The 23735-nt window shown below is 74.0% G+C and carries 20 protein-coding genes; 6 read left to right on the forward strand and 14 right to left on the reverse strand.

Annotated features, from left to right (window positions below):
* Nucleotides 1-24 precede the first annotated feature (24 nt).
* From ACFRMQ_RS17170 to ACFRMQ_RS17180, 3 genes are all read right to left on the reverse strand, one after another.
* Entirely contained in the window at nucleotides 25-837 is an 813-nt protein-coding gene (locus ACFRMQ_RS17170) for a class I SAM-dependent methyltransferase (RefSeq protein WP_380731283.1), read from the reverse strand.
* A gap of 202 nt (nucleotides 838-1039) precedes the next feature.
* A complete protein-coding gene (locus tag ACFRMQ_RS17175; protein WP_380731284.1) occupies nucleotides 1040-1534 on the reverse strand; it encodes a hypothetical protein in 495 nt (164 codons plus the stop codon).
* A 226-nt stretch (nucleotides 1535-1760) separates the two neighbouring features.
* Complete coding sequence (locus ACFRMQ_RS17180) at nucleotides 1761-3425, reverse strand: CehA/McbA family metallohydrolase (RefSeq protein WP_380731285.1); 1665 nt, start codon at nucleotides 3423-3425, stop codon at nucleotides 1761-1763.
* 230 nt (nucleotides 3426-3655) lie between these two features.
* Between ACFRMQ_RS17180 and ACFRMQ_RS17185 the strand changes: the two genes are divergently transcribed.
* On the forward strand, nucleotides 3656-4600 hold the full coding sequence (locus ACFRMQ_RS17185) for a polysaccharide deacetylase family protein (protein WP_380731286.1): 945 nt from the start codon (nucleotides 3656-3658) through the stop codon (nucleotides 4598-4600).
* A gap of 90 nt (nucleotides 4601-4690) precedes the next feature.
* Here ACFRMQ_RS17185 and ACFRMQ_RS17190 read toward each other — a convergent pair whose 3' ends face one another.
* The 10 genes from ACFRMQ_RS17190 to ACFRMQ_RS17235 all read right to left on the reverse strand — a co-directional run bounded on the left by ACFRMQ_RS17190 (nucleotide 4691) and on the right by ACFRMQ_RS17235 (nucleotide 16669).
* Nucleotides 4691-5074, reverse strand: a complete 384-nt coding sequence (locus tag ACFRMQ_RS17190) for a barstar family protein (protein WP_380731287.1) — start codon at nucleotides 5072-5074, stop codon at nucleotides 4691-4693.
* 30 nt (nucleotides 5075-5104) lie between these two features.
* Entirely contained in the window at nucleotides 5105-5758 is a 654-nt protein-coding gene (locus ACFRMQ_RS17195; protein WP_380731288.1) for a 4'-phosphopantetheinyl transferase, read from the reverse strand.
* 258 nt (nucleotides 5759-6016) lie between these two features.
* Nucleotides 6017-8479, reverse strand: coding sequence for an arylsulfatase (locus tag ACFRMQ_RS17200; RefSeq protein WP_380731289.1), 2463 nt, complete (start codon nucleotides 8477-8479; stop codon nucleotides 6017-6019).
* A gap of 28 nt (nucleotides 8480-8507) precedes the next feature.
* Entirely contained in the window at nucleotides 8508-10118 is a 1611-nt protein-coding gene (locus ACFRMQ_RS17205) for an ABC transporter ATP-binding protein (protein ID WP_380731290.1), read from the reverse strand.
* Nucleotides 10115-10963, reverse strand: a complete 849-nt coding sequence (locus ACFRMQ_RS17210; RefSeq protein ID WP_380731291.1) for an ABC transporter permease — start codon at nucleotides 10961-10963, stop codon at nucleotides 10115-10117. The genes ACFRMQ_RS17205 and ACFRMQ_RS17210 overlap by 4 nt, the downstream gene beginning before the upstream one ends.
* A 4-nt stretch (nucleotides 10964-10967) precedes the next feature.
* Nucleotides 10968-11912, reverse strand: a complete 945-nt coding sequence (locus ACFRMQ_RS17215) for an ABC transporter permease (RefSeq protein ID WP_380731292.1) — start codon at nucleotides 11910-11912, stop codon at nucleotides 10968-10970.
* Nucleotides 11913-11933: 21 nt separating this feature from the next.
* Complete coding sequence (locus ACFRMQ_RS17220; RefSeq protein ID WP_380731293.1) at nucleotides 11934-13523, reverse strand: ABC transporter substrate-binding protein; 1590 nt, start codon at nucleotides 13521-13523, stop codon at nucleotides 11934-11936.
* Nucleotides 13524-13576: 53 nt separating this feature from the next.
* The gene (locus tag ACFRMQ_RS17225; protein WP_380731294.1) at nucleotides 13577-14815 is read right to left on the reverse strand and encodes an ROK family protein; all 1239 of its coding nucleotides are present in this window, start codon (nucleotides 14813-14815) and stop codon (nucleotides 13577-13579) included.
* A 28-nt stretch (nucleotides 14816-14843) separates the two neighbouring features.
* Nucleotides 14844-15893 carry a TauD/TfdA dioxygenase family protein gene (locus tag ACFRMQ_RS17230; RefSeq protein ID WP_380731295.1) on the reverse strand — a complete coding sequence of 350 codons (1050 nt, stop codon included), beginning with the start codon at nucleotides 15891-15893 and terminating at the stop codon, nucleotides 14844-14846.
* A 566-nt stretch (nucleotides 15894-16459) separates the two neighbouring features.
* Complete coding sequence (locus ACFRMQ_RS17235) at nucleotides 16460-16669, reverse strand: hypothetical protein (RefSeq protein WP_380731296.1); 210 nt, start codon at nucleotides 16667-16669, stop codon at nucleotides 16460-16462.
* Between the two features lie 278 nt (nucleotides 16670-16947).
* On the opposite strand from ACFRMQ_RS17235, the gene ACFRMQ_RS17240 reads away from it, so the two are divergent.
* Entirely contained in the window at nucleotides 16948-17433 is a 486-nt protein-coding gene (locus tag ACFRMQ_RS17240; RefSeq protein ID WP_380731297.1) for a cysteine/serine endopeptidase inhibitor, read from the forward strand.
* A 115-nt stretch (nucleotides 17434-17548) separates the two neighbouring features.
* Here the strand turns inward: ACFRMQ_RS17240 and ACFRMQ_RS17245 are convergent, their stop codons facing one another.
* Complete coding sequence (locus ACFRMQ_RS17245; RefSeq protein WP_380731298.1) at nucleotides 17549-18475, reverse strand: LysR family transcriptional regulator; 927 nt, start codon at nucleotides 18473-18475, stop codon at nucleotides 17549-17551.
* 128 nt (nucleotides 18476-18603) lie between these two features.
* Between ACFRMQ_RS17245 and ACFRMQ_RS17250 the strand changes: the two genes are divergently transcribed.
* The 4 genes from ACFRMQ_RS17250 (at nucleotide 18604) to ACFRMQ_RS17265 (ending at nucleotide 23295) form a co-directional block, all read left to right on the forward strand.
* Nucleotides 18604-19551, forward strand: coding sequence for an FAD-dependent oxidoreductase (locus ACFRMQ_RS17250; protein ID WP_380731299.1), 948 nt, complete (start codon nucleotides 18604-18606; stop codon nucleotides 19549-19551).
* A 112-nt stretch (nucleotides 19552-19663) separates the two neighbouring features.
* Nucleotides 19664-21049 carry a hypothetical protein gene (locus tag ACFRMQ_RS17255; protein WP_380731300.1) on the forward strand — a complete coding sequence of 462 codons (1386 nt, stop codon included), beginning with the start codon at nucleotides 19664-19666 and terminating at the stop codon, nucleotides 21047-21049.
* A gap of 229 nt (nucleotides 21050-21278) precedes the next feature.
* Entirely contained in the window at nucleotides 21279-21770 is a 492-nt protein-coding gene (locus tag ACFRMQ_RS17260; RefSeq protein ID WP_380731301.1) for a flavoprotein, read from the forward strand.
* A 136-nt stretch (nucleotides 21771-21906) separates the two neighbouring features.
* Nucleotides 21907-23295, forward strand: a complete 1389-nt coding sequence (locus ACFRMQ_RS17265; protein ID WP_380731302.1) for an NAD(P)/FAD-dependent oxidoreductase — start codon at nucleotides 21907-21909, stop codon at nucleotides 23293-23295.
* The last annotated feature ends 440 nt before the right edge of the window (nucleotides 23296-23735 follow it).

Genomic DNA, 23735 nt, shown 5'->3' on the forward strand with positions numbered 1-23735 from the left:
GGGCCTCCGTGGTGCTTGCCGCGGTCAGGCGCGGGTGGTGGTGACGATGTGGTAGTCGATCAGGCCGTCGCGCCAGGCGGTGATGAAGTGGCGGGTCCAGTGGGCGGGTGGGACGGTGTCGGCGAGGTAGCGGTCGAGGCCGGGCCAGACGTCGGCGCCGATGGAGGTGGTGGCGACGTCCGTGAAGCCGGCTCGGACGAGGTCGAGCGCGAAGTCGTCGAGGGGGTGGGCGATGTCGAGGCCGTCGGCGAAGCTGGCGAGCATGATCTTGAGGCGTTCGACGGCGTCGTCGCCGGGGGCGGTGAAGAACGTCGTCACCACCAGCCGGCCGCCGGGGCGCAGGACGCGGGCGGACTCGTGGGCGAAGCCGGTGAGTTCGCGGAAGTGCTGGGCGGCCTCGACGGAGAAGACGCCGTCCAGGTAGCCGTCGGAGAAGGGGAGTTCGTCGGCCGCGCCGAGGGTGTACGCCAGCCGATCGGGGTACGTCGCGAGTGCTCTCGCGTTGACGGCGCGGGCCCGCTCGATCTGGTCGGGGTGGATGTCCACTCCGGTGACCGCCGCGAAGCGGAACTCCCGCAGGGCCAGGGCGGCCCCGAGGCCGCGGCCGCAGCCGACCTCCGCCAGCCGCAGGTGTTCCCGCGGTTCGGGGAACTCCCGCAACACCCGCCGGTAGAGCTGCTCCTGGCTGTGCACCCGGTCCTCGGGGGTCGGATCGGCCAGGTCGATCCCCTGCCAGTGACCGAAGTTGATGAAACCTCCGGCGAACGACGGGGCGGTGCTGAGGTCGTCGACGCCATAGGTCTGGCGCACGGTCTTGGGGATGCGGTTGTGGTCCATGGGCCGCTGGGTCTCCTGCTCGGTGGGCGCCCGGCCGTCGGGTGCGCCGAGGTACGTACCCAAACCTGTGGTGGCCTGAACACGGTACGTGATCGCCCGGTGTCCAGGTGACAGAGGGGGCGTGCGGTGATGTCGGGGGAGGTCGAAGCGACGCCGCACGCCCCCTTCGGTTGCCCGGCGAGCGACCGGAGCGCGGGCGGCCCTACCAGCCCAGGAGGTGGGTGCGGTCGGTGAGGGCCTGGAGGACGGCGGCGGTGGTGGTCTCGGGGGTGAGGGCGGTGGTGTCGAGGGCGTGGGGGGCGTCCTCGGGGGCCGGGCCGGGGTGGAGCACGACGTAGTGGAGGGCGGAGCCGGTGGTGCGGCTCTCGCGGCGGAAGGTGTCGAGGGCGGCCGGCGCGGCGGCGGCCTCCACCACGACCCGGTAGCCGCGGGTGGCGTAGGCGAAGGCGGCCTGGGCGGCGGCGGCCAGGGCGGTGGCGCTCTGGCGCACGGCCTCGGGCAGGTCGGGCGGGAGCGGGCCGTTGTGGATGACCCGCAGGAAGTCGTCCGTCCGCAGGTGGACGCTCGGGGTCAGTTCCCGGGCGAGCAGCTCCGCGACCGGGCTGTTCCCGGCCCCGGCCGGGTCGACGAGGACGAGGACGCCCCCGGCGCCCCGGCCGCCCCCGAGCTCCGGCCCACCTTCGGTCGTACGGTTCACAGCTGCTGATCCCTTCGCGGGCCGGGGACGGGCGGGTAGCCGGGGCGGGCGGTCGGCGTGCGAAGGGGCTGGTCGGCCCGCATCGGACAACCGACCGCCTCGTCCCTACGACTGATGCGTTTCGGGGATCAACCTAGTCCAAACGGGTGGTCCGAGTCGTCCCCCACCCGCTTCCTGGGCGGGTCGGCGGGGAGTCGGGGTCGTGGAGCGGGGCTCCGGAGGACCGTCAACGGTCGCCGACGCGCAGCACGATCGGGTTGGTGAGCGCGGCCATCGGGCCCCAGGGCAGGTCCGGGCCCATCGAGTTGCCCCTGCCCGGCGTGCCGTCCGCCTTCGGGTGCCGCACCTCGGCCCGGACGTAGGCCGCGAGCGAGGCGGTGGTGCGCCAGATCACGGTGCCGGAGCCGCCGGCCGGCAGCGACTCCTGGTGCAGCTGCCCCTCGTCGGTGAGGAAGCGGACCGTCCCGCCGGGCACCCCGGACACGGTGAGCCGGACGTCCAGCGGGGCGTCGGCCGGAACGGTCAGCTCCTCGCCGATGCCCGCCCGCCGGCCGTTCCCGGTGACGGTGAACTCCAGCGTGACCGCCGAGGATTCGGCGAGCCAGCTGCGCCCGGCGCGCAGTCCGTCGAGGACCGCGTCCCGGGTGAGGTCCTCGGCCAGCACCACGGTGTGCGGGGATCCGATCGGCTGCGGCTCGCTGTGGGCGTCGCTGTTGCCCATGGCGGGCAGCCAGGGGCGGCCCTCGCGCAGGGCGACGGCGAGCCGGCCGTCCCAGGTGTCCACCGCCGACTCGTCGTCGTACGTCCAGGGGCCGTTCCACACCTCGACGGCGTCCGCCTGCTCGTAGCCGAACTTCCACTGGCAGGCGACGTACGGGCAGTACGGGTGCGCGGGCACCACCAGGCCGCCGGCGCGGTGGACCTGACGGACGAAGCGTGGGTACTCCTCGTCGCGCGAGCGGTAGCGCCAGTCGACGAACTGGCCGGGCTCCAGGCCGAGGGCCAGCCAGTGGCCGTTGCGGGTGGTGATCTCCTCGCCCGGGAGGATCAGCAGGTCGGGGCCGGCCAGCGGGCCCCAGACGGCGTGCGAGGAACTGGTGTTGTGGTCGGTCGAGACGATGAAGTCCAGGCCGGCGGCGCGGGCTCCGGCCGCGACCTGTTCGGGCGTGCGCCGCCCGTCGGAGTGGACGGTGTGCAGGTGGCAGTCGCCCCGGTACCAGGCCCGCCCGCGGCCGCGGGCCCGCTCCGCCGGGTACCGCGGGGTGAACCGGGGCCCGGGCGCACCGAACCGGAGGGTGACCTGGACGTGGTAGTCCAGGCCCTGCGGGGCGACCTGGTAGGGGCCGAGGACCACGTGCCAGGTGCCCGGGTTGATCGGGCCGGGGAGGTAGCCGGGGGTCGCGGCGTCGCGGGCGAGGGCGAACTCGGTGCGGAAGCCGCCGGACCAGCCGCGGAAGCCGGGGCCGCCGAGGTCGGTGCCGCGCTCGTCGAAGATGCCGATGTCGCAGGAGTTGCCGGGGGTGCCGGGCGGGACCTGCGGCTTGTCGTAGCCGTAGGAGACGGCGATCTCCCGGACGCCGGCGGGGACTTCGACCGGGAGGTGGACGAAGTCGGGGGCGCCGGTGGGGAGGTGGCCGGTGAGGGTGAGGACGCGGTCGGCGGCGGTGGTGCCCGGGGCGGGGGCGGCGTCGGCGGGTGCGGCGTGGGCCGGGCCGGTGGCCGCGGCGAGGCCGAGGGCGGTGGCGGCGCCGGTGGCGAGACCGGTGCGGAGCAGGTCGCGACGGGCCGGCCGAGGGGACCGGCCGGGCTCGTCGGACTGGGCGGTGGCCGGTGGGGCGGCGGGGCTCGCGGACGGCTGGTCGGGGCGCGGGCTGCTGGGCTCGGGCGGCATCGGGGCCTCCGGGTCGGGGCGGGCGGATCGAGCGGGCGCGGGTCGCTCGCGTGCTTACCCGGGTGAGTGAACCGGAGGTGATTCGGGGCCCACGGGGGCGGGGCGAACCGGTGAAGAGGGGCCGGTCCCGGGTGGCAGCGAGTTGCGGGGAGTGACGAGTGGCCCGTTCATAGTGATGTCATCGGTTTATATGACCGCTGGTCGGAACAGTGATCGGACGGGAGGCGGCCGTGTCGGTGAGTCGGCGGACGCTGCTCATGGTGGTGGCCGGAGGGGCGCTGACGGGGTGCCGGGCCGGGCCGCCCGGCTCCGACTCGTCCTCGCCCCCGGTCTCCGCCCCGGCGGGTTCGGCGATACCGTCCGCCGCGGCGTCCACGGCGCCGTCCGACGGGCCCGCCGAAGCCGCCGCGACGCCGTCGGGCCCGGCGACGTCCACGTCCGCGTCCGACCCCGCGCAGCAGCAGCCGCACGAGCCGACCCGGGACGAGGTGGTGGAACGCTACGGCGGCCTGGCCCCGAGCGAGTGGGGGCTGGAGGTCTCCGGTGTGATCACCGAGCTGCCGGAGGGCGAGAGCGCCATGGCGCTCACCTTCGACGCCTGCGGCGGGCGCGGCGGCAACGGCTACGACGCCGACCTGATCGACTTCCTGCGGGAGCGCGACGTACCGGCCACGCTCTTCCTGAACGCCCGCTGGATCGACGCCAACCCGGAGGAGTTCGGACAGCTCGCCGCCGACCCGCTGTTCGAGATCGGCAACCACGGCACCCTGCACCGCCCGCTCTCGGTGACCGGCCGATCCGCCTACGGCATCGCCGGCACCGGCGACGTCGGTGAGGTGTACGACGAGGTGGCGGGCAACGCGGAGAAGCTCGCCGGGCTGCTCGGGCACCCGCCCCGGTTCTTCCGCTCCGGCACCGCGCACTACGACGACGTCGCCACCCGGGTGGTCGCCGACCTGGGCCAGCGGGTGGCGGGCTTCACCGTGAACGGGGACGGCGGGGCGACGCTGCCGGCCGGCGAGGTGCGGCAGGAGGTCGCCGCCGCGCCGCGGGGCGCGATCGTGATCGGGCACATGAACCACCCGGGCGGCGGCACCGCCCCCGGGGTCGCGGCGGCGGTGCCGGGACTGCTGGCGGCGGGGCGGCGCTTCGTACGGCTCTCGGACGTGCTGTGAGCGGCCGCGCCGGGAGGAGCTGCTGTGAACGGAGGCGTCACTGAGGGGCGCCTGTGAGCGGTCGTGCGCCGACCGCCGTGGAACCGGTGCTCACGCCAGGCGCAGGCCGCCCGGGTGTTCCTCCTCGATGATCCGGACCAGCCGGTCGAAGACCGTCGGCCCCCTGCCCGCCCGGGCGGCGTTCAGCTCGGCGGTGACGTGCGCGCGGTTGGTGGGGTGGGCGCGGGCCAGCCGCAGCTCCAGCTGCCGGACCGTCTCCGGGTAGCCGAGGTTGCGGCGGGAGACCCGGTGGTGGCGCCACTCGACGGCCCAGTCGCCGTCCTCGGGCGTGCCGTAGCCGCCGCGCAGGCAGTCGGCGAAGGCGTCGAGGTTGCGGCCGAAGTAGCCGTCGACCCCGATGGTCCGCCCGACCACGTCCCAGAAGTCCTCCAGGGTCTTGATCTCATCGCCGTCGATCACATAGGTCACCGTCACGGGGTCGAGGATATGCCGGGCGTCGGCGCCTCAGTGGGTGACGGCGATCGCGGTGGCGAGCAGCCCGTCCCGGACCGCCCAGCGGCCCTCGAAACCGTCGATCCGCCGGCCGCCGACCACCGGGCCCGGGACCAGCAGCCGGGCGGTGAAGGTGCCGTCGGGGGAGAGGTTCAGCTCGGCCTCGCTGAAGTCGAGGAAGAGCCGGGTCAGCGGGAACCAGGCCTTGTACACCGACTCCTTGGCGCTGAACAGGACGCGGTCCCACGGCACGCCCGGGTACTCGGCGGCCAGCTTGGCGAGCCGCTGCCGCTCGACGGGCAGCGCGACGGCCTCCTCGACACCCTCGGGCAGCGCCAGCGCCGGCTCGGCGTCGATGCCGAGGGAGAGCAGGGCGTCGGCCCGGGCCACGGCGGCCGCGCGGAAACCGTCGCAGTGGGTGAGGCTGCCGACCACGCCGTCCGGCCAGCTCGGCGCGCCGCGCAGGCCGGGGACGAGCGGGCGGTACGGGACGCCGAGCCGGGCCAGGGCGCCCCGGGCGCAGTGCCGGACGGTGGTGAACTCACGGCGCCGCTTGTCGACGGCCCGGGCGACGGCCGGCTCCTCCTCGGGCTCCAGCCGGGCCTCCGGTGGGTCGTCGTAGGCCACCTCGGTCACCACGACGTCCGGCAGCAGGTCCCCGATCATCCGTATCCCCCTCGGAAGTCCGCGCGAGTGATCGCCCGCGCGGGACGAGGGTAACCCGAGCGGCGGATCTCGGGCCGGTCTCCTGGATTTTGCCGGATCAGGGCGCGGCGTCGGGGTGCGGTGTCGGGGTGCGTGCACCGCGAGGCGGGGGTGGGGGCACCTCCTGGCCGCCGGGCCGGGGGAGCGTCGCGCGCCCGCCGAGGGCCCAGGAGACAGGCCCTTGGCGGGCGGATCGGGGACCTGCCGTCGACCGGTCGGCTACTCGAAGGCCGCCGCCGCCTCGCGCAGGGCCCGGGCGACCGTCTCCGGGTCGTACGGCGCCGGTTCGCCGGGCAGGTAGCGGACGGAGCGCAGCGCGCCGGTGTAGCGGAAGGAGCGGTGGCGTTCGTGCACCGGCCAGGAGACCGGGGACTTGCGGTCGATGCCGACGCTGATGCCCTGGAACGGCGCCATGCCGATCAGCTGGTGGACCGGGCCGAGCAGCGGGCGGCCGGTGCCGCCGGCGGCCAGGCCCTCCGTGCCGCCCGTGGCGTGGTCCCCGGGGCCGCCCTCGGCCAGGCCCTCGGCGCCGCTCGCGGCCGGGCCGTCGACGAACAGCCGGAACTCCCACTTGAGGTCGGCGACCGCGGTGGCCTCCAGGGTGATCAGCCGGGTGCCGGCCGGCAGCGGGCCGCCGTCGGCCTCCAGGAGGTCGCCGTACTGGTTGTAGGCGAGGCGCAGCCGGCCGTCCTCGACGTAGAGGCTGTAGCCGCCGCCCTGGTCGCCGTGCGAGACCAGGACGCCCTGGTCGCCGTCCTGGTAGCCGTCGAGCGTGACCTCGACCGTGAAGGAGCGGAAGGAGACCAGCCGGGAGGAGCGGTAGCGCTCCAGCTCGGGGGTGCCGGCGAGCAGGGTGACCGGGCGGCGCAGCCGCTCGGCCTCCGGACCGCGCAGGGCGAGGGCGCCGCTGCCGTCGGCGAGCGGGAAGACCCCGTCGCGCCAGGCCGCGGCCTCCCAGGCGGCGGACAACTCCTTGACGAGGTCGGGGTGTTCGGCGGCGAGGTCGTGGATCTCGGTGGGGTCGGTGCGCAGGTCGTACAGCGCCCACTCGCCGTCGTCGTACGGCGTGCCGGGGCGGTGCAGGGTGACGAGCTTCCAGCCGTCGCGGTAGTAGCTGCGGTTGCCGGTCATCTCGCAGTACTGCTCGGGGTGGGTGCTGGGCGCGGCGCCGTCGCGCAGCACGGAGGCGAAGCTGATGCCGTCGAGCGTCTGGACCGGCTGGCCGCGGCGTACCGACGGCCGTTCCAGGCCCGCGAGTTCGAGCAGGGTGGGCAGGATGTCGGTGACGTACTGGTACTGGGCGCGGACGCCGCTGTCCTCCTCGGCCCGGGGCAGGCCGGCCGGCCAGGAGAGCACGAAGGGGACGCGCACGCCGCCCGCGTAGGTCTGGCCCTTGTAGAGGCGGAACGGGGTGTTGGAGGCCATGCCCCAGCCGCGGGGGTAGTGGACCAGGCTCCGCGGGCCGCCGATCAGGTCGATCTCGCGCTGGACGTCCGGGTTCCAGTCGTCCGGGAGGCCGGGGTGGTGGACGAAGCGGCTGAAGTAGCTGCGGGTGCCCTCGGCGCCGCCCTCGCCGGTGCCGCCGTTGTCGCTGGTGAACGCGATGACGGTGTTGTCGAGTTCGCCGAGGGCGGCCAGGGTGTCGGTGAGCCGGCCGAGGTTCCGGTCGACTTTGTCGACCATCGCCGCGTACACCTCCATGTAGCGGGCGTACAGCTTCTTCTGGACGTCGGTGAGTTCGTCCCAGGGGCCGACCTCGTACCCGGCCTCGGAGTTGCGCTCGGGCAGTTCGGTGCCGGGCGGGAAGTGGCCGGCGGCCAGCTGGCGGGCGAAGCGGGTGCGGCGCAGTTCGTCCCAGCCGCCGTCGTAGCGGCCCCGGTGGCGGGCGAGGTCCTCGGGCTTGGCCTGGAGCGGGCCGTGCACGGCGTTGTGGGCGAGGTAGAGGAAGAACGGCTTGGTGTCGTCGTGGGCGCGCAGCGACGTGACCATCTTGATGGCCTGGTCGGTGATGTCGTCCGTGTAGTAGTAGCCGTCGGGGAACTCGTCGATGTCCAGCGGGCTGTTGTCGCGGACGAGTTGGTGCGGGTGGAAGAGGCTGGTGAGGCCCTCCAGGACGCCGTAGTACTGGTCGAAGCCCTTCTGGAGCGGCCAGTTGGAGCGGTTGTCGGCGGCGCTGGAGGCGGAGTCCCGGGTGAGGTGCCACTTGCCGACCGCGTAGGTGGCGTACCCGGCGTCGTGCAGCAGCTCGGCCAGGGTGGGTATGTCCCCGGCGACCTCCATGCCGTAGCCGGGGAAGCCGGGGTCGGCGTTGGCGACGAAGGAGTAGCCGACCCGGTGCGGGTTGAGGCCGGTGAGCAGGGCCGCCCTGGCGGGTGAACAGAGCGGCATGGTGTGGTAGTTGGCGAGCCGGACGCCGGTGGCGGCGAGGCGGTCCAGGGTCGGGGTGGGGATCTCGGCGCCGAACGGGCCGATGTCGCTGTAGCCCATGTCGTCGATCAGGACGACCACGATGTTGGGCGCGCCCTCGCGCGGGCGGACGGGCCGCGGCCAGGCGGGGGTGGACTCGGCGAAGGTGCGGCCGACGGTGCCGGGGAACCCGGCGTACGGGTCGCGGCGGTGCGGGTCCGGCTGCGGGTCCGACTGTGGGGCCGACTGCGGGTTCGGCTCGGGTGCGGTGCTCATGGGGCGGCTCCGAAGGGTGCGGGCGGGTTCAGAGAGCGGCCGCGGCGGGTTCCAGGACCGGGACGGCGGCCAGCAGCTCGGCGGTGTAGGGGTGTTCGGGCGCGGTGACCACCCGGTCGGCCGGCCCGGTCTCGACGATCCGGCCGCGGTGCATCACGGCGATCCGGTGGCTGACCCGGCGGACCACCGCCAGGTCGTGGGCGATGAACAGGATGGCCAGGCCGAGTTCGCGCTGGAGCCGGGCGAGCAGTTCGATCACCTGCGCCTGGACCGAGACGTCCAGCGCGGAGACCGGCTCGTCGCAGATCAGCACGCTCGGCTCGGGTGCCAACGCCCGGGCGATTCCGATGCGTTGGCGCTGTCCGCCGGAGAAGGCGCGCGGGTGGCGGTCGGCGGTGGCCGGGTCCAGGCCGACCTGTTCCAGTAGTTCGGCGACCCGGGCGGCGCGCTGCTCCCGGTCGCCGAGGCGGTGGGCGATCAGCGGTTCGGCGATGATCTGCCCGGCGGTCATCCGGGGGTTCAGCGAGGAGTACGGGTCCTGGAAGACGAGTTGGACGTCGCGCCGGGGTGAGCGGCCGATCTCCCGGTCGCGGAAGCGGATGCTGCCGCCGGTCGGCGCGTGCGCTTGGACCAGGGCCCGGGCCAGGGTGGACTTCCCGGAGCCGGACTCGCCGACCAGGCCCAGCGTCTCGCCGGGGTTGAGGTCGAGGTCGACGCCGTGCAGCGCGGTGACGGCGCGCCGCCGCGAGCCGTAGGTCTTGGTCAGGCCGCGGACGGTGAGCAGCGGCTGGGTGCCCGGGGTGCTGTTGGCGGCTGCCCGGGAGGGTTCGTCCAGGCGGGGAACGGCCGCCAGCAGCTCGCGGCTGTAGGGGTGTTCGGGGCGGGTGAGGATCTCGGCGGTGGCACCCCGCTCGACCACCCGGCCGTGCCGCATGACCAGCAGCCGGCGGCAGGTCCGGGCGATCACCCCGAGGTCGTGGCTGATCACCACGAGGGCGGTGCCGGTCTCCCGGTTGATCCGGGCGAGCAGGCGCAGGATCTGCCGCTGGACGGTCGGGTCCAGGGCGGTGGTCGGTTCGTCGGCGACCAGCACCTCGGCGTCGTGTGCCAGGGCCAGGGCGATCATGACGCGCTGGCGCTGGCCGCCGGAGAACTGGTGCGGGTGGTCGCGCAGCCGGCCGGTGGCGTCCGGGATGCCGACCAGGTCGAGCAACTCGGCGGCACGGGCCTGCCGTTCGGCCTTCCGCAGCTTTCCGCCGTGGGCGCGCAGCGCCTCGTCCAGCTGGCGGCCGACGGTGAGGACCGGGTTGAGCGAGGACATCGGGTCCTGGAAGACCATGGCGATCCGCCGGCCGCGCAGGGCGCGCAGCGCGTCCTCGGGGAGGGCGGCGAGGTCCTGGCCGGCCAGCTCGACGGAGCCGGCGGTGATCCGGCCGCCGGGCGGCAGCATCCGCAGCAGGGCGAGCGCGGTGGTGGACTTGCCGGAGCCGGACTCGCCGACGATGCCCAGGGTGTCGCCCGCTTCGAGGTCGAAGCTGACGCCGTCGACGGCGGCGGTGCCGGCGGTGGTGCCGGCGCCGGAGCCCGGGGTTTCGCCGAACCGTACGGTGAGGTCGGTGACGCGGAGCACGGTGGTCATCGGCGGATCCCCCGGTTCAGGGCCTCGGCGATCAGCGTGAAGCCGAGCACCAGGGCGGTGGTGGCGGCCAGCGGGGCGGCCGCGAAGGCCGGGTCGGTGGCCAGGTAGGCGACGGACTGGCTGAGGATGCTGCCCAGGGTGGGCTCCGGCGGGCGGACGCCGAGGCCGAGGAAGCTCATCGCGCCCTCGATGAACACGCCGAGCGAGAGGGCCACGGCGGTCTGCACGATCAGCGGGTCGACGGCGTTGGGCAGCACGTGCCGCAGCAGCACCCGGGTTCGGGAGGCCCCGCCGACCCGGGCCGCCAGGGCGTACTCGCGCTCCCGCTGGACCAGGATGCCGGCCCGCAACTGCCGTCCGAAGCCGGGGATCTCGGCCAGTGCGATGACGATCACCACCGGCCAGCGGCCCGGGCCGAGAACGGCGGTGACGGCCAGTGCGAGGATCAGCCCGGGGAAGGCGAGCAGCAGGTCGAAGGCCCGCTGGACGGCGAGGTCGGCCCACCGGGAGGTGGCCGCGAGCAGGGCGGCCGAGCAGCCGAGCAGGGCGCCGATCGGGACGGCGGTGACGATCAGCGCGAGGTCGGTGCCGATGCCGTGCAGCACCCGGCTGTACAGGTCGCGGCCGAGGTCGTCGGTGCCGAAGGGGTGGTCGACGCCGGGGCCGGCCAGGGCGAGCGCGCTCTGGGCGTTCGGGTCGGTGCCGGTGAGCAGGGGTGCGAGCAGACCGGCGAGGGCGACGACGCCGACCAGGGCCAGGCCGGTCAGGCCGCGCCCGCTCAGCAGCGCGGTGCGGTAACGGCCGCGTGGTGCGGCGGACTTGAGGGGAATCGTGGCGGTGGTCATCAGGTCACTCCCAGCGGATCCGGGGGTCGAGCCAGGTGTAGGCCAGGTCGGTGAGCAGTTGGACGGCGACGTAGACCGCCACCACGAGCAGCAGCAGGTCCTGCACCACCGGGTAGTCCCGGCGCACCACGCCTTGCTCGATCAGCTGGCCGAGACCCGGCCAGGCGAAGATCCGTTCCACCAGGACGGCCCCGGCGACGAGGTGGCCGACCTGGAGGCCGAGGACGGTGACGGCGGAGGGCAGGGCGTTGGGCAGCGCGTGCCGCCAGACGATCCGCCGGCGGGAGACGCCCAGGGCCGTCGCGGTGCGGACGTAGTCCTCGGCGAGCGCGCGTTCGATGGCGTCCTTGAGGTAGCGGGCCAGCACGGCGGCGCTGGGCAGGGCCAGGCAGACGGCGGGCATCGCCAGGTACTGCACGGCCAGGTCCGGTTCGGTCAGGAGCGATTCGTGTCCGCCGGCCGGGAGCAGTTCGAAGCCGACGGCGAACACCAGCACCAGCAGCACGCCGGTGACGAACGGCGGAATCGCCAGCACGCCGGTGGTGACGGCCTGGACCGTGGCGGCGACCGGGCGGCGCCGGGTGGTGGCGCCGACCACGGCCAGCGGCAGCGCGATCAGCACGACCAGCAGCAGGGCGCCGAGGGTGAGTTGGGCGGTGGCGCCGAGGCCGTTGCCGATCAGGTCGGTGACCTGCCCGCCGATCGCGTAGCTCGGGCCGAGGTCGCCGCTCAGCAGTCGGCCGAGCCAGCTCGTGTACTGGCTGAACAGTGGTTGGTCCAAGCCGAGTCGGGAGCGGACGGCCTCGACGGTGGCGGGGGTGGCGTCCGGTCCGGCGAGCGTGGTGGCCGGGTCGCCGGGGATCAGCCGGAGGATGAGGAAGACGAGGAAGGAGGCGAGGACCAGGACGAGCAGTCCGCTGGGGAGGCGTTTCAGGAGGAACGTGCGCATGGGTATCCGGGGCCGTCCTGCTCAGGCCGTGAGGTAGGCGTCGTCGAGGTTGAGGTAGCCGAACTTGTTGAGCGTGGCGCCGCGGGCGCGGGGGCCCGCGACCTCGATCAGTCCGGCGATGGCGAGGTCGATCACGAACTGCTCCTCCAGCAGCACGTCGGTGATCCGCTGGTAGAGCGCCCTGGCCTCGGGGCCGTCGCTGTCGCCGCGGTTCCAGGCCCGCTGCACCACGTCGGTGTAGGCGGGGGAGGTGAAGCGCGAGCTGTTCTTGGCCTCGTTGAAGGGGTAGGCGCTCACCGCGAGGGTGGCGGGGTGGAGTTGGGCGAAGCCGTGGCTGAGCGACCACAGGGCGGGCATGGACTGGGAGATGAGCTGCTTCTGCATGGTCGGCGAGTCGGTGGGCTGGAGCACCGTCTCGATGCCGACCTGCTGGAGGTCGTACTGGAGGATCTGCGCGATCGCGGTCGGCCCGGCCTCGTTGGAGTGGGCGAAGGGCAGGGTGAGGTGCTCCGCGCCCGCTTCCCTGAGCAGCGCCCGGGCCCGGTCCGGGTCGTGCCGGTAGTGGGTGGCGCCGGCCTCGGTGTAGGCGGGGGAGGACTGGGGCCAGGGCGCCGAGGAGACGCTGCCGTAGCCGCCGAGGGCCTGCTGGACCAGGCGGTCGCGGTCGATCGCCCAGGCGATGGCCTGGCGGACGCGCCTGTCGCCGACGTGCTCGGCGGTGGTGTTGACGCCGATGTAGTAGGCGCCGGAGCCGGTGTCGTACGGGTGGATCCGGAACCGCGGATCGGTGCGCAGGGTGGCGACGTCCTTGCCGCGGACGTTGTAGGAGAGGTGGGTCTGGCCGGTCTTGAGCGAGGAGAGCAGCGACTCGGCCTGAGGGATGATCCGGATCTCCACACCGTCGAGGTGGGGGCGGCCGGGGTTCCAGTAGCGGTCGTTGCGGGCGAAGGTCAGTGAGGAGCCGGGCTTGCGCTCGGTGAGGGTGAACGGTCCGGTGCCGATCAGCTTGGTGCCGGCGACGGCCTCCTCGACGGACTCCCGGTCCGGGACGATCATGAACTCGAAGAGGTCGAAGAGGTTGCTCACCGGGTGGGCGAGCACCAGCGTCAGCTCGAAGTCGCCGTTCTTGCGGAAGTCGGTGACGGTGGCCGCGGTGGAGCGCAACTGGGCCGAGCGGGCCGGGTTCTGGAGGTTCTTGACGGCGAAGACGACGTCGTCGGCGGTGAACCGGCGGCCGCTGTGGAACAGCACGTCCTCGCGCAGCTTGAGCGTGACGCTCAGGCCGTCCGGGGCGAGGTCCCAGGCGGTGGCGAGCTCGGGCTGCGGCTGGAGCTTGTCGTCGTACCTGGTCAGGGTGTTGAACGCGAGCCGCTGGACCAGGGTGTTGGCGCTCTGGGCGAAGAGCAGGCTCGGGGTGACGTCGATGCCGGTGGCGACGGTCAGCACGCCGCCCCGGCGCGGGGAGCCGGTGGCGTCCGCCGCCGCGGCCGCGTTCCGCGCGTGCTCGACGGCGGACCGGCAGCCCGCGAGTGTCAGCAGGCCGGCTCCGGCGAGGCCCGCGCGCAGCAGGGCGCGGCGGCTCGGAACGGGGGGACGGGGGAGCGCGGTCATGGCGGTCCTTCGGGGGCGGTTGCGGACGGCGGATGGCTGTGGAGGGCGCGCGGCTACGGATGCCGGCCGGCCTGGGGTGCGGCGAGCGCCCGGACCGGCCGGGCGTACAGCTCGCCGAGCACCGGAGCGCCGGCGGCCACGGCGAGGACGTCCGGGCCGTGTCGCTGGGTGATCAGCAGACCGGCGTCCCGGTCCAGGTGCGAGTGCAGGGCGAACTCGGCCCGGACGACGTCGAGATGGGCGGGATCGAGGGAGGTGAAGTGCTCGGTCAGCACCAGCAGGTCGGGGTTGACCACGTCGGCGAGCAGGGCGAGCGCGCGGCCGAGCAGCCGGGCCCGGTTGCGCACCAGCCGGTTCGCCGTCGGGTCGCCCCGGCGGACGGCGGCGATCAGCTGGTCGCGGTCGGGCTCCGTGATGGCCCCCTCGGCGGCCGCGGCGGCGAAGAGCGTGGTGTCCGAGGCGGCCACCGAGAGGCAGCCGAGCCGGCCGCAGTGGCAGCGCTCCCGGCTGTCCGCGTCCGGATCGGTGACCGTGCCGCTGACCGGGAGGTGGCCGAGGCCGCCGATGGCGGAGGGCGGGCCGACGTGGACGGTGCCCGCGACCGCCAGCGCCGCGTCCACCACGTGGCCGACGAACAGTTGCGCCATGCTGCGGCGGGCCGCGGGGTGGCCGAAGAGGATCTCCGCCAGGGTGAGCGCCCGGGCGTGGTTGTCCACCCGGACGGGCAGCCCGGTGGCGTCGGCCAGCAGCGTGCCCAGCGGTACGTCACGCCAGTCCAACGGCTCGTGGTGGAGGATCAGGCCCTCGTCCGGGTCGACGGAGCCACCCGCGACGGCGCCCAGCCCGACCACCGTGCGGGGGCCGCGCAGGGTGTCGATCAGCCGGGGCAGCCGGGCCACCAGCGCCTTCAGCAGCGCGGGCCCGGTCCGGCCGCGGTGGGGGAACCGCTTGTGGCGCAGTACCCGACCGCGCAGGTCGAGCAGCGCGATGGTGGTGAACGGCAGACCGATGTGCAGCCCGGCCACCGCGAGCCGGTCCGGGTCGAGGTCGAGCGGGAGCTGTGGGCGGCCCAGCGCGCCGGTGCCGCCGACCGCCAACTCCGGCCGCTCGTGGAGCATTCCCAGCCGGACCAGGTCCACCGCCTGCCGGGAGACGGCCGAGGCGCTGAGCCCGGTGAGCGCGGCGACCCGGCTGCGGGCGATCGGCCCGTGGTCGAGCACCGTGCGCAGGACGGCGGAGGCGTTGGCCTCCCGGCGGTCGTCGCCGGCGCGGAGGGCGGTGGACGTGGTCACGGACGTCGTTCTCCTCGGACCGTCGGGGTCAGTTGGCCGCTTCGGTCTTCTCGGCTTCGAGGCCCGCGGCCTTGAGCTTCTCGGGGTCGAGGCCCGCGGCCTTGAGCTTCTCGGTTTCGAGTCCTTCGGTTTCGAGCTCCGCGGCGGGCACCAGACCGGGCACCCGCGGCGGCTCGGCGGGCTCCAGCAGCCGGCTCGGGACACCGTCCACGCCGACCGGTAGGTCGCCGTCCAGGGTGATCCGGCGCACCAGGCGCGGCTCGTCGCCGTAGTCGGCGACCGCGTAGTGCTGGGTGGCGCGGTTGTCCCAGATCGCCACGTCGCCGACCTGCCAGTCCCAGCGGACGGTGTTCTCCAGCCGCTCCACGTAGCGCTGGAAGAGGTCGATCAGCGCCTTGCCGTCGTCGCCGGACAGCTCCTGGACGCGCTGGGCGAAGGCGCCCAGCAGCAGGGTCTTCTCGCCGGTCACCGGGTGGACCCGGACGACCGGGTGCTCGGTCTTGAAGGCGGTGGAGACGAAAACCTCCCGGAACAGCTTGGCGACCTCGGGGTTGTTCGCCAGCTCGGGGCGCAGGGCGAGCCGGGCGGCGTAGTCGTAGTCGTTGGTGTGGACGGCGCGCAGGCTCTCGGCGAGGGCCTTCAGCGGGGCGGGCAGGTCCTGGTAGGCGGCCGCGGTGTTGGCCCAGACGGTGCTGCCGCCGGCCGGCGGGACCTCCAGGGCGCGCAGGATCGAGGCTTTGGGGTAGGACGGGACGAAGGTGACGTCGGTGTGCCAGTTGTTGGCGCGCACGCCCTTGGTGGCGTCCAGCTCGAAGACGTAGCGGCCGTCCGCGCTGGGCACGGTGGGGTGGCCGACCGGGTCGCCGAGCAGCCGGGCGAAGGCTTCCTGCTCGGCGTCGTCCAGGTGCTGCTGGCCGCGGAAGAAGAGCACCTTGTGCTCGTACAGGGCGGCTTCGAGGGCGGTGACGGTCTCGGCGGGGAGGTCGCCGCCGAGGCGTATGTCGTGCACGAGCGCGCCGATCCGGCCGGCGACGGGGGTGAGGCGCAGTGCGGCCGGGCTGGGGGCGGTGGTGGTCATGGCGAGGCCCTTTCGGGAATGGGTTCGGTGACGGTGAGTGATGAACGAAGGGTGTGGAGAAGGGCGTTCGGGCAGCTCGGGGCGTACGGCTCCGCAGGGCGGTGCGCGGCGTACGGGCGCGGTGGTCCGCTTCGGCGGACGGTCAGAACGCGAGCGCGGCGCGACAACAGCGGCGCGGGCAGCGGCGGGGGACGGGGCGGACGGTGGTGCGCATCGGCCCTCCTTCCGGGTCGCTGCTGGATGGGTTCGGGCCTCATGGTGCGCAGCCGCCCGGCCTGCTGTCAATCGTCATCTTGGCTGGTGGGAAAGGGTGTTGCGGTTTCGTTTCGGCCGCTTGCGGTTTCTTTCGGCGTGTTGCCGCGGATGGCGGGCCGGTGACGGGCGCGCTGCGGGAGGGCGTTCGGGCTTGTCGTCCGGGTGTGGGGGTTACTAATTTTCGGAGCGGAAGAAATCCGGGCCGGCGCGGGCGGTTCCCGCGCCGGGGCCGGCGCCTGCCCGGACACCGGAGCGGCCATGACGCTCGGTCACGGTGATGGCGCTCGGTGACGGTGGTGGCGCGGGAAGCGCTACTGCCCGAGCAGGCGGGCGAAGTCCATCCCGAGGCCGGCGAGGACCGGCAGCGCGCCGAGGTCCGTCACGCCGGCGACCGGGATGCTGTAGCCCTGGTTCACCACCTCGCGGGGTGCCGCGCCGGCGGTGAGCGGTGCGGCGGTGACGGGCGCGGCGGTCGGGAGCAGGACGGTGCCGAGGAGCAGGGCGGCGAACGTGGTGCGCATCTGAGGGGCCTCCGGAGGGCTCGGGTGACGGCCTGTCAACACCCTCCGTGGCGAAGCGGTCACGTATCTTCGCCCCTTCGGACGCATGGGTAAAGACGCCCGCCTTGTGTTCCTGCCGACAGCGCGGAGGTCTGGACCGCGATGCGGACCGGCACATAGCTTTCCTCTCCGGGGACTGGCGTCCGGTCGACGAACTTCCGTGCGAATCCGTCGACTTTTGAATGTCATGCCCATGCTCAGACTTTCGTGACCAGCACGGCAACCGGAGGGAACGAACCATGCGCGTCATCGGCAAGAACCTCAGGATCCTCGCGGGCGCCCCGCTCGCCGCGGCCGCCCTCGTCGCCCTCGCGGCCGGCTCCGCCAGTGCCGCGATCCCGATCAACACACCCATGACCGGCAAGGCCACCTACTACAACGACTCCGGCTACGGCGCCTGCGGCACCCAGATCAACGCCGCCACCCAGATGCTGGTCGCCGTCTCGCACACCTGGTGGACCACCGCCAACCCGAACAACGACCCGCTCTGCAAGGGCATTTCGGTCAAGGTGACCTACCAGGGCAAGACCATCACCGTCCCGGTGAAGGACCAGTGTCCCTCCTGTGACTCCACCCACATCGACCTCAGCCAGCCCGCCTTCGCCACCTTCGCCCCGCTGGGCCAGGGCGTCGTCAACGGCCTGAGCTGGCAGTTCGTCAAGACCGCGCTGAACGGCAGGACCGTCGAACTCTCCGCCCCGGTCACCGGCTCCACCATCGGCTGAGCCCGCCCCCGACCGCTGAGCCCGCCCCCGACGGCCGTGCCCGCCCCCGCGGCATGACGGTGGCGGGCACGGGCCCCGGCATCGGATCAGGGCCGTCGGCTCACGGCTCTCCGGCTCACGGCTCTCCGGCTCCGGGCGGTGCCGAGGCCGGCACGAGCGGCGGGGCCATCGCGAGGAGGAGCTGGACGGCCGGCGGGGCGGTCCGCGGATCGTGGGCGAGGCCCAGGGTGACGGTCGGCACCGGCGCGGTGAGCCGGCGCAGACAGATGCCGGGAATCCGGAACACCCGGGCCCGGCCCTCGGGGATCGGCGCGATGCCGTAGCCCGCGGCCACCGCCAGCAGGAGCTGCTCGTCGTCCGGCTCCTCGCGCACGATCCGCGGCGAACGGCCGGGCCACAGCTGCCCGGTGATCAGGGCGTGCATCCCGGGCCCGTTCTCGCGCGGCCACAGCACCACCGGCTCGTCGGCGATGCGGTGCCGGCCGATCCGGGCCCGGCTGCGGGCCAGCGGATGGCCCGCCGGAACGGCGAGCAGCAGCTCCTCCTCGGCGATGATCCGGCAGGCCAGCCCGGGGACGTCGAGCGGCGGCCGGACGAAGGCCGCGTCCAGCCGCCCGGCGAGCAGCTCCCCGACGTTGTGCGACGTCCAGCCGGTCTGCAGCACGACGTCCAGCTTCGGGTACCGGTTGCGGAACTCGGTCACCAGCGCGTCGCAGACCCCGCCGCGCGCGGAGCGGGTGTACGCCACCCGCAGCCGCCCCTCCCGCCCCCGCACCACCGCCGCGACCCGCTTCTCGGCTTCCGCCACCTCACCCAGCACCCGGCGCGCCTCCTCGGCGACCGCCCGGCCGACCGGGGTCAGGACGCAGCCCTTGCTGGTGCGCTCGACCAGCTCGGTGCCGAGCTGCCGCTCCAGCGTCTTGATCTGCTGGCTGAGCGCCGACTGCGCGACGTGCAGCCGACGGGCGGCCTTGGTGAAGTTCAACTCCTCGGCCAGGGTGGAGAAGTAGTGCATCCGGCGCAGGTCCAACCGCAGATCCATCCGGCGATGATAAGGGCCGCTTATCAGCCTGGGACAGATCTGGTCTTGGACGGATGCCAGGCCGAGCGGATTTCCTGAAGACGGCTGCCGCCACCCCGGCGGGCGGCCCGTCGGAGGAGGAGAACGCCATGGATGGTGCGATGGACGTCGTCGTGGTCGGCAGTGGGGTCATCGGGCTCACCACGGCGATCCGGCTCCAGGAGAAGGGACTCCGAGTCGTCGTGGTGACGGCCGACGGCCTGCTCTCGACCACCTCGGCGGTGGCCGCGGCCGTCTGGTTCCCGGTCGCCACGGGCACCAGCGGCGCGGTCGCGCACTGGTCGGCGACCGCCTTCGCCGAGTTCGCCCGCCAGGCGGAGGAGGGCGTGCCCGGCGTCTCGATGCGCAGAACCCGGATGCTGGCACACGAGCGGCAGCCGGGCGAGCCCTGGTGGGGCGCCGCCGTCCCGGACCTGCGCCGGCTGACGTCGGCCGAACGCGGACCGGACTGCGCGGACGGCTGGTCGTTCACGGCCCCCGCCATCGAGATGCCGCTCTACCTGCCCTGGCTGCTCGGGCGGTTCATCGACAACGGAGGCGAGATCGTCCACCGCCGCCTCGACCTCCTCGACCAGGCCCGGGTCTGGGCGCCCGTGGTGGTCAACGCCACCGGCATCGCCGCCCGGCAGCTCTGCGGCGACGAGGCCGTGCACCCGGTGCGCGGCCAGATCGTCCTGGTCCGCAACCCCGGACTGCCCTCCTCGACCCGCATCCAGGACGACCCGGGCGGCTACACCTACGTCCACCCGCGCAGCGCCGACGTCGTCCTCGGCGGCACCTTCGAACCGGGGGACTGGAACACCGCGCCCGACCCGGCCACCGCCGAGGCCATCATCGCCCGCTGCACGGCCCACGTCCCCGAACTGCGCGGGGCCCGGGTCATCGGCCACGTCGTCGGCCTGCGGCCCGCCCGCCACGGCGGGCCCCGCCTGGAAGCGGAGCCGGATGGCCGGACCATCCACACCTACGGCCACGGCGGCGCCGGGGTCACCCTCAGCTGGGGCTGCGCGGACGCGGTGGCCGCACTGGTGGGGTGACGCCGATGCGGTGACACGGGTGCTGTGCTGCCGGGGCGGACCCGCTACGGTTGCGCGCTGAGACCGGTCCGCTCCCGCGCCCGATCACCAATTCCGTTCCCCCGGAGGAACCTTGGCATCGATCACGCTCGACGCCGAGCGCCGCGTCCAGGCCGACACCGGACGCGTCCGGGTCGCCGCCGTGGACGTGCTGCGCACGCTGGGCTTCCAGATCACCTCGGAGATGGCCACCGTGGTCGAGGCCCGGCGCGGCTCCGCCGTCCGCTCCGCGATGCTCCTGCCCGACCAGGTGCCGCTCGCGGCCCGGCTCCAGCTCGTGCCCGCCGGCGGCGTCCACACCTCGGTGTCCCTGCACCTGACCGACCGGGCCGTCTCGGTCATCGCACTGGGCGTGCAGGACCCGTACGTGGCCGCGTTCCAGACGACGCTGCTCGCCCTCGACCGGGCACTCACCGGGCTCGACCCGGCGGCCGGCTTCCCCCAGCCCCGCTGGTGGGCCGCCGCGCCCCGGGCCGACACCCTGGCCCGGCATCACGAGACCGGTCAGAGTCTCGTCGGAGGCGTCGCCGCCTGGGTCACCGAAGGGCTGTCCGGAGCGCGCCGCTCCGGCGGCCCGTCCCTCTGGGCGGGCATCGACCGCGTCGTCCTCCGCTCCCCGGCCGGCTTCCATGCGATGGACATGGCCACGGCCCGCTCGCTGCTGGCGATCCCGGTGATGATGGGCAGCAGGCCGGGCGGCATGGCGGATGAACCGGGGCTGTCCGTGGGCCGGTTCGCGGGGGTGGTGGAAGGGCGCCTCAACGCGGGCGGCCTCGGCTCGGTCGAGGTGGCGGTCACGGAGGAGGACCGGACGGCCTTCGAGTTCCTGCACCGGCAGTTGGGCATCCGCTCGCGGCTGCCGGTGCGGACGCTCTGCACCTGCCGGGACTGCCGGCAGACCAAGGTGGTGAACCTGGACCTCGAACGGCTGCGGCGGCGGAAGAAGCGTCTCAGGACGATCGCCTCGGTGGTGCAGTCGACGTACGAGCGGGACGGCGAACCCAACCCTCTGCTCATACTCGGGTCGATCTTCCAACGCGCCAAGATCGACCCGGACTTCGTCTGCTCGCGCTGCGAGAGCACCGCCGCCGACGAGCAGCCGGTGACCTTCTGCCCGCAGTGCGGGGACATGCGCACCGAGGCGGTGCTGGACACCTGCTCCGAGTGCGGGCACGACTTCGCACTCCTCGTCCCGGACGGCCCCGTCTGGGCCGCCGTGCCTCCGCCGCCACTCGTCGCGCCGACTCCGCCCGCGCCGGTGGCTCCCCCGATGCCCGTCGTGCCGCCGATGCCCGCTGCTCCACCTCGGCCGAACTGCGGGATCTGTGGCGGTACTTATTCGGTGCTCTGGTCGATCCGGATCCTCGACGGCCCGCGTTCCAGACAGCTCACCGTGTGTGCCACCACCTCCCGCTGCTCCCCGCCCTCCATTGCCCCGCCGGTCCGGGTGCGGGTGTGAGGGGCGAAGAGGGCGGGGCCGCCCGGGTTCAGGCCTGGCGCTCGACGGTCTCGAAGACGTCGGCGTCGGTCTCCTGCTGCCACCGGGGAAGGGCGTCCCGGTCGGCGACGGCTCGCCCTCGTCCACCAGCTGGCACCGGGGTGGTGGGGTGCGCGTCCCGAGCGGTTTGGGAAGGTGGTGCACGCCGACCCGACACGCGGTCGGCGGTGACCGGAGGGGATCACTGAACATGGCCAGGAAGCCGGTGTTGTACGTCGTCGTGTGTGCGGCGGGAGTCGCGGGCGGGGTGGGGGAGTTGATCGGCGAAGCCCGGCAACGGGGTTGGGACGTCGGGGTGGTGGCCACCCCCAACGCGATGGCGCACATCGACTCGGACGCCATCATCGCGCAGACCGGGTTTCCGATCCGTTCGGCCTGGCGGAAGCCGGGGGAGCCGCGTCCGCTGCCCGATCCGGACGCGATCGTGGTCTCGCCCGCGACCTTCAACTCGATCAACAAGTGGGCCCTGGGCATCTCGGACACCCTCGCCCTCGGCATCCTCTGCGAGTCGTACGGCTGGGGCATCCCCGTCGCCGTGCAGCCGTGCCTCAGCGCCGCCCAGGCGGCGCACCCCGCCTACGCGGACAGCCTGGCGAAGCTGCGGCGGATGGGCGTGCGGATCGCGGACTTCGTGCCCGGCTCGTACAGCTGGACACGGGCCCTGGAACTGCTGCGGGACTGACCGCGACTGACCGGGGCTGACAGGAACTGACAGGGTGGCTGGTCGGGCCCGGCGATCCTTGCACTGTGAGGGGTGGCCCCGCCCACCCTCCGGAGGTAGCGTCCGGGCAGGTCAGCGAGGGTGTGGGAGGTGTCCGGTGGCGGCGGTCAACGGTCAGGTGTCGTTCTGGTACGCGGCGGACGGGGTGCCCGAGGCGGGCCCCGGCTTGCCGGGGGACCGGGACGTGGACGTGTGCGTCGTCGGCGGTGGCTACACCGGACTCTGGACCGCCTACTACCTGAAGAAGGCCGCCCCGTTGCTCCGGATCGCCGTCCTCGAACAGCGCTTCTGCGGGTACGGCGCCTCCGGCCGCAACGGCGGCTGGCTGTACAACGGCTTCGCGGGTCGCGGCGCGTTCGCCAGGCGGTACGGGCGGCAGCGCGCGGCGGCGATGCAGCGGATGATGGACGAGGCGGTCGGCGAGGTCGTCGACGTCGCCGCCGCCGAGGGCATCGAGGCCGACATCGTTCGCGGTGGCGTGCTCGAAGTCGCCCGCAGCAAGCCGCAGTTGGCGCGCCTTCGGGAGCACGTCGAGGGCGAGCGGGCCTACGGCGAAGGCCGGGTCGAGCTGCTGAGCGCCCAGGAGACGGCCGAGCGCGTCAACGTGGCCGGCGCCATCGGCGGCTGCTGGACCCGGCACGGCGCCCGCATCCAGCCCGCCAGGCTCGCCCGCGGTCTCGCCCGCACCGTGCGCGAGCTGGGCGTCGAGGTGTACGAGGGAACGGCGGTCACCGCGATCCTGCCGGGCTCCGGCCACCGCGGGCCGCGCGCCGTCACCCCGTACGGCACCGTCACCGCCGACCAGGTGCTCCGCGCCACCGAGGGGTTCACCGCCGGTCTGCGCGGCGAGAAGCGGACCTGGCTGCCGATGAACTCCGCGATGGTCGCCACCGAGCCGCTGCCCGCAGAGTTCTGGGCGGAGGCCGGCTGGCAGGGCCGCGAGGTGCTGGGCGACTTCGCGCACGCGTACATGTACGCGCAGCGCACGGCCGACGACCGGATCGCGCTCGGCGGGCGGGGAGTGCCGTACCGCTTCGGCTCGCGGACGGACTCGGACGGCGGCACCCAGGTGGAGACGGTGCGCCAACTCCGCCGGATTCTCGACCGGTTCTTCCCGGCCGCCGCGCACGCCCGGATCGACCACGCCTGGGCGGGTGTGCTCGGTGTCCCCCGGGACTGGTGCGCCACCGTCGAGCTGGACAGGGTGAGCGGGCTCGGCTGGGCGGGCGGGTACGTCGGCAGCGGGGTGACCACCACCAACCTGGCCGGCCGCACCCTGCGGGACCTGGTGCTCGGCCGGGACACCGAACTGACCGGGCTGCCGTGGGTGGGCCACACCGTGCGGCGCTGGGAGCCGGAACCGCTGCGCTGGCTGGGAGTGCACGCGATGTACGCCGCTTACCATGCCGCGGACCGGCAGGAGGCGGCCGGCCGGGCCACCACGTCTCCGATCGCGCGGGTCGCGGACCTGGTATCGGGGCGCTGAGCCCGGGGTGCTGAGCCCGGGGCGTCGACTTCGGGGCGTTGATGGGCTCCGGGGCGTCGGTTCCGGCCGTTGCCCCCTGGGCCGTTGACGTCCCGGACATCGACTGCGGGGGCGCCGAACCGGCGCCCCATCGCCGCCGTCCCAGTCGTCCGTTCGGACGCGCCGCCGAGCGGAGACGGCCCGCAGCGACGACGGTGAAGGCGTGCGGAGGAGCGCCGTGCGGGCTTCCTGGGTCGCGCCGCTGCTCCGCGCACCGCACGACCCGGCTCTCGCCCGGCCCGCGTCCGGCTCTCGCCGGGCCCTCGCCCGGACGGTTCCCGGACGGTTCCGGGTGGCCGCGTCGGCGGGCCGGCCGTGCCACCCGTCGACCGCTCGACCGCCTCGCACCGGGCCGATCCGGCCGATCCCGCCGCCGAGCGGGACCTCGACAGCGCCGGAGG

This window comes from Kitasatospora sp. NPDC056783 (assembly GCF_042789895.1).
Lineage (GTDB): Bacteria > Actinomycetota > Actinomycetes > Streptomycetales > Streptomycetaceae > Kitasatospora.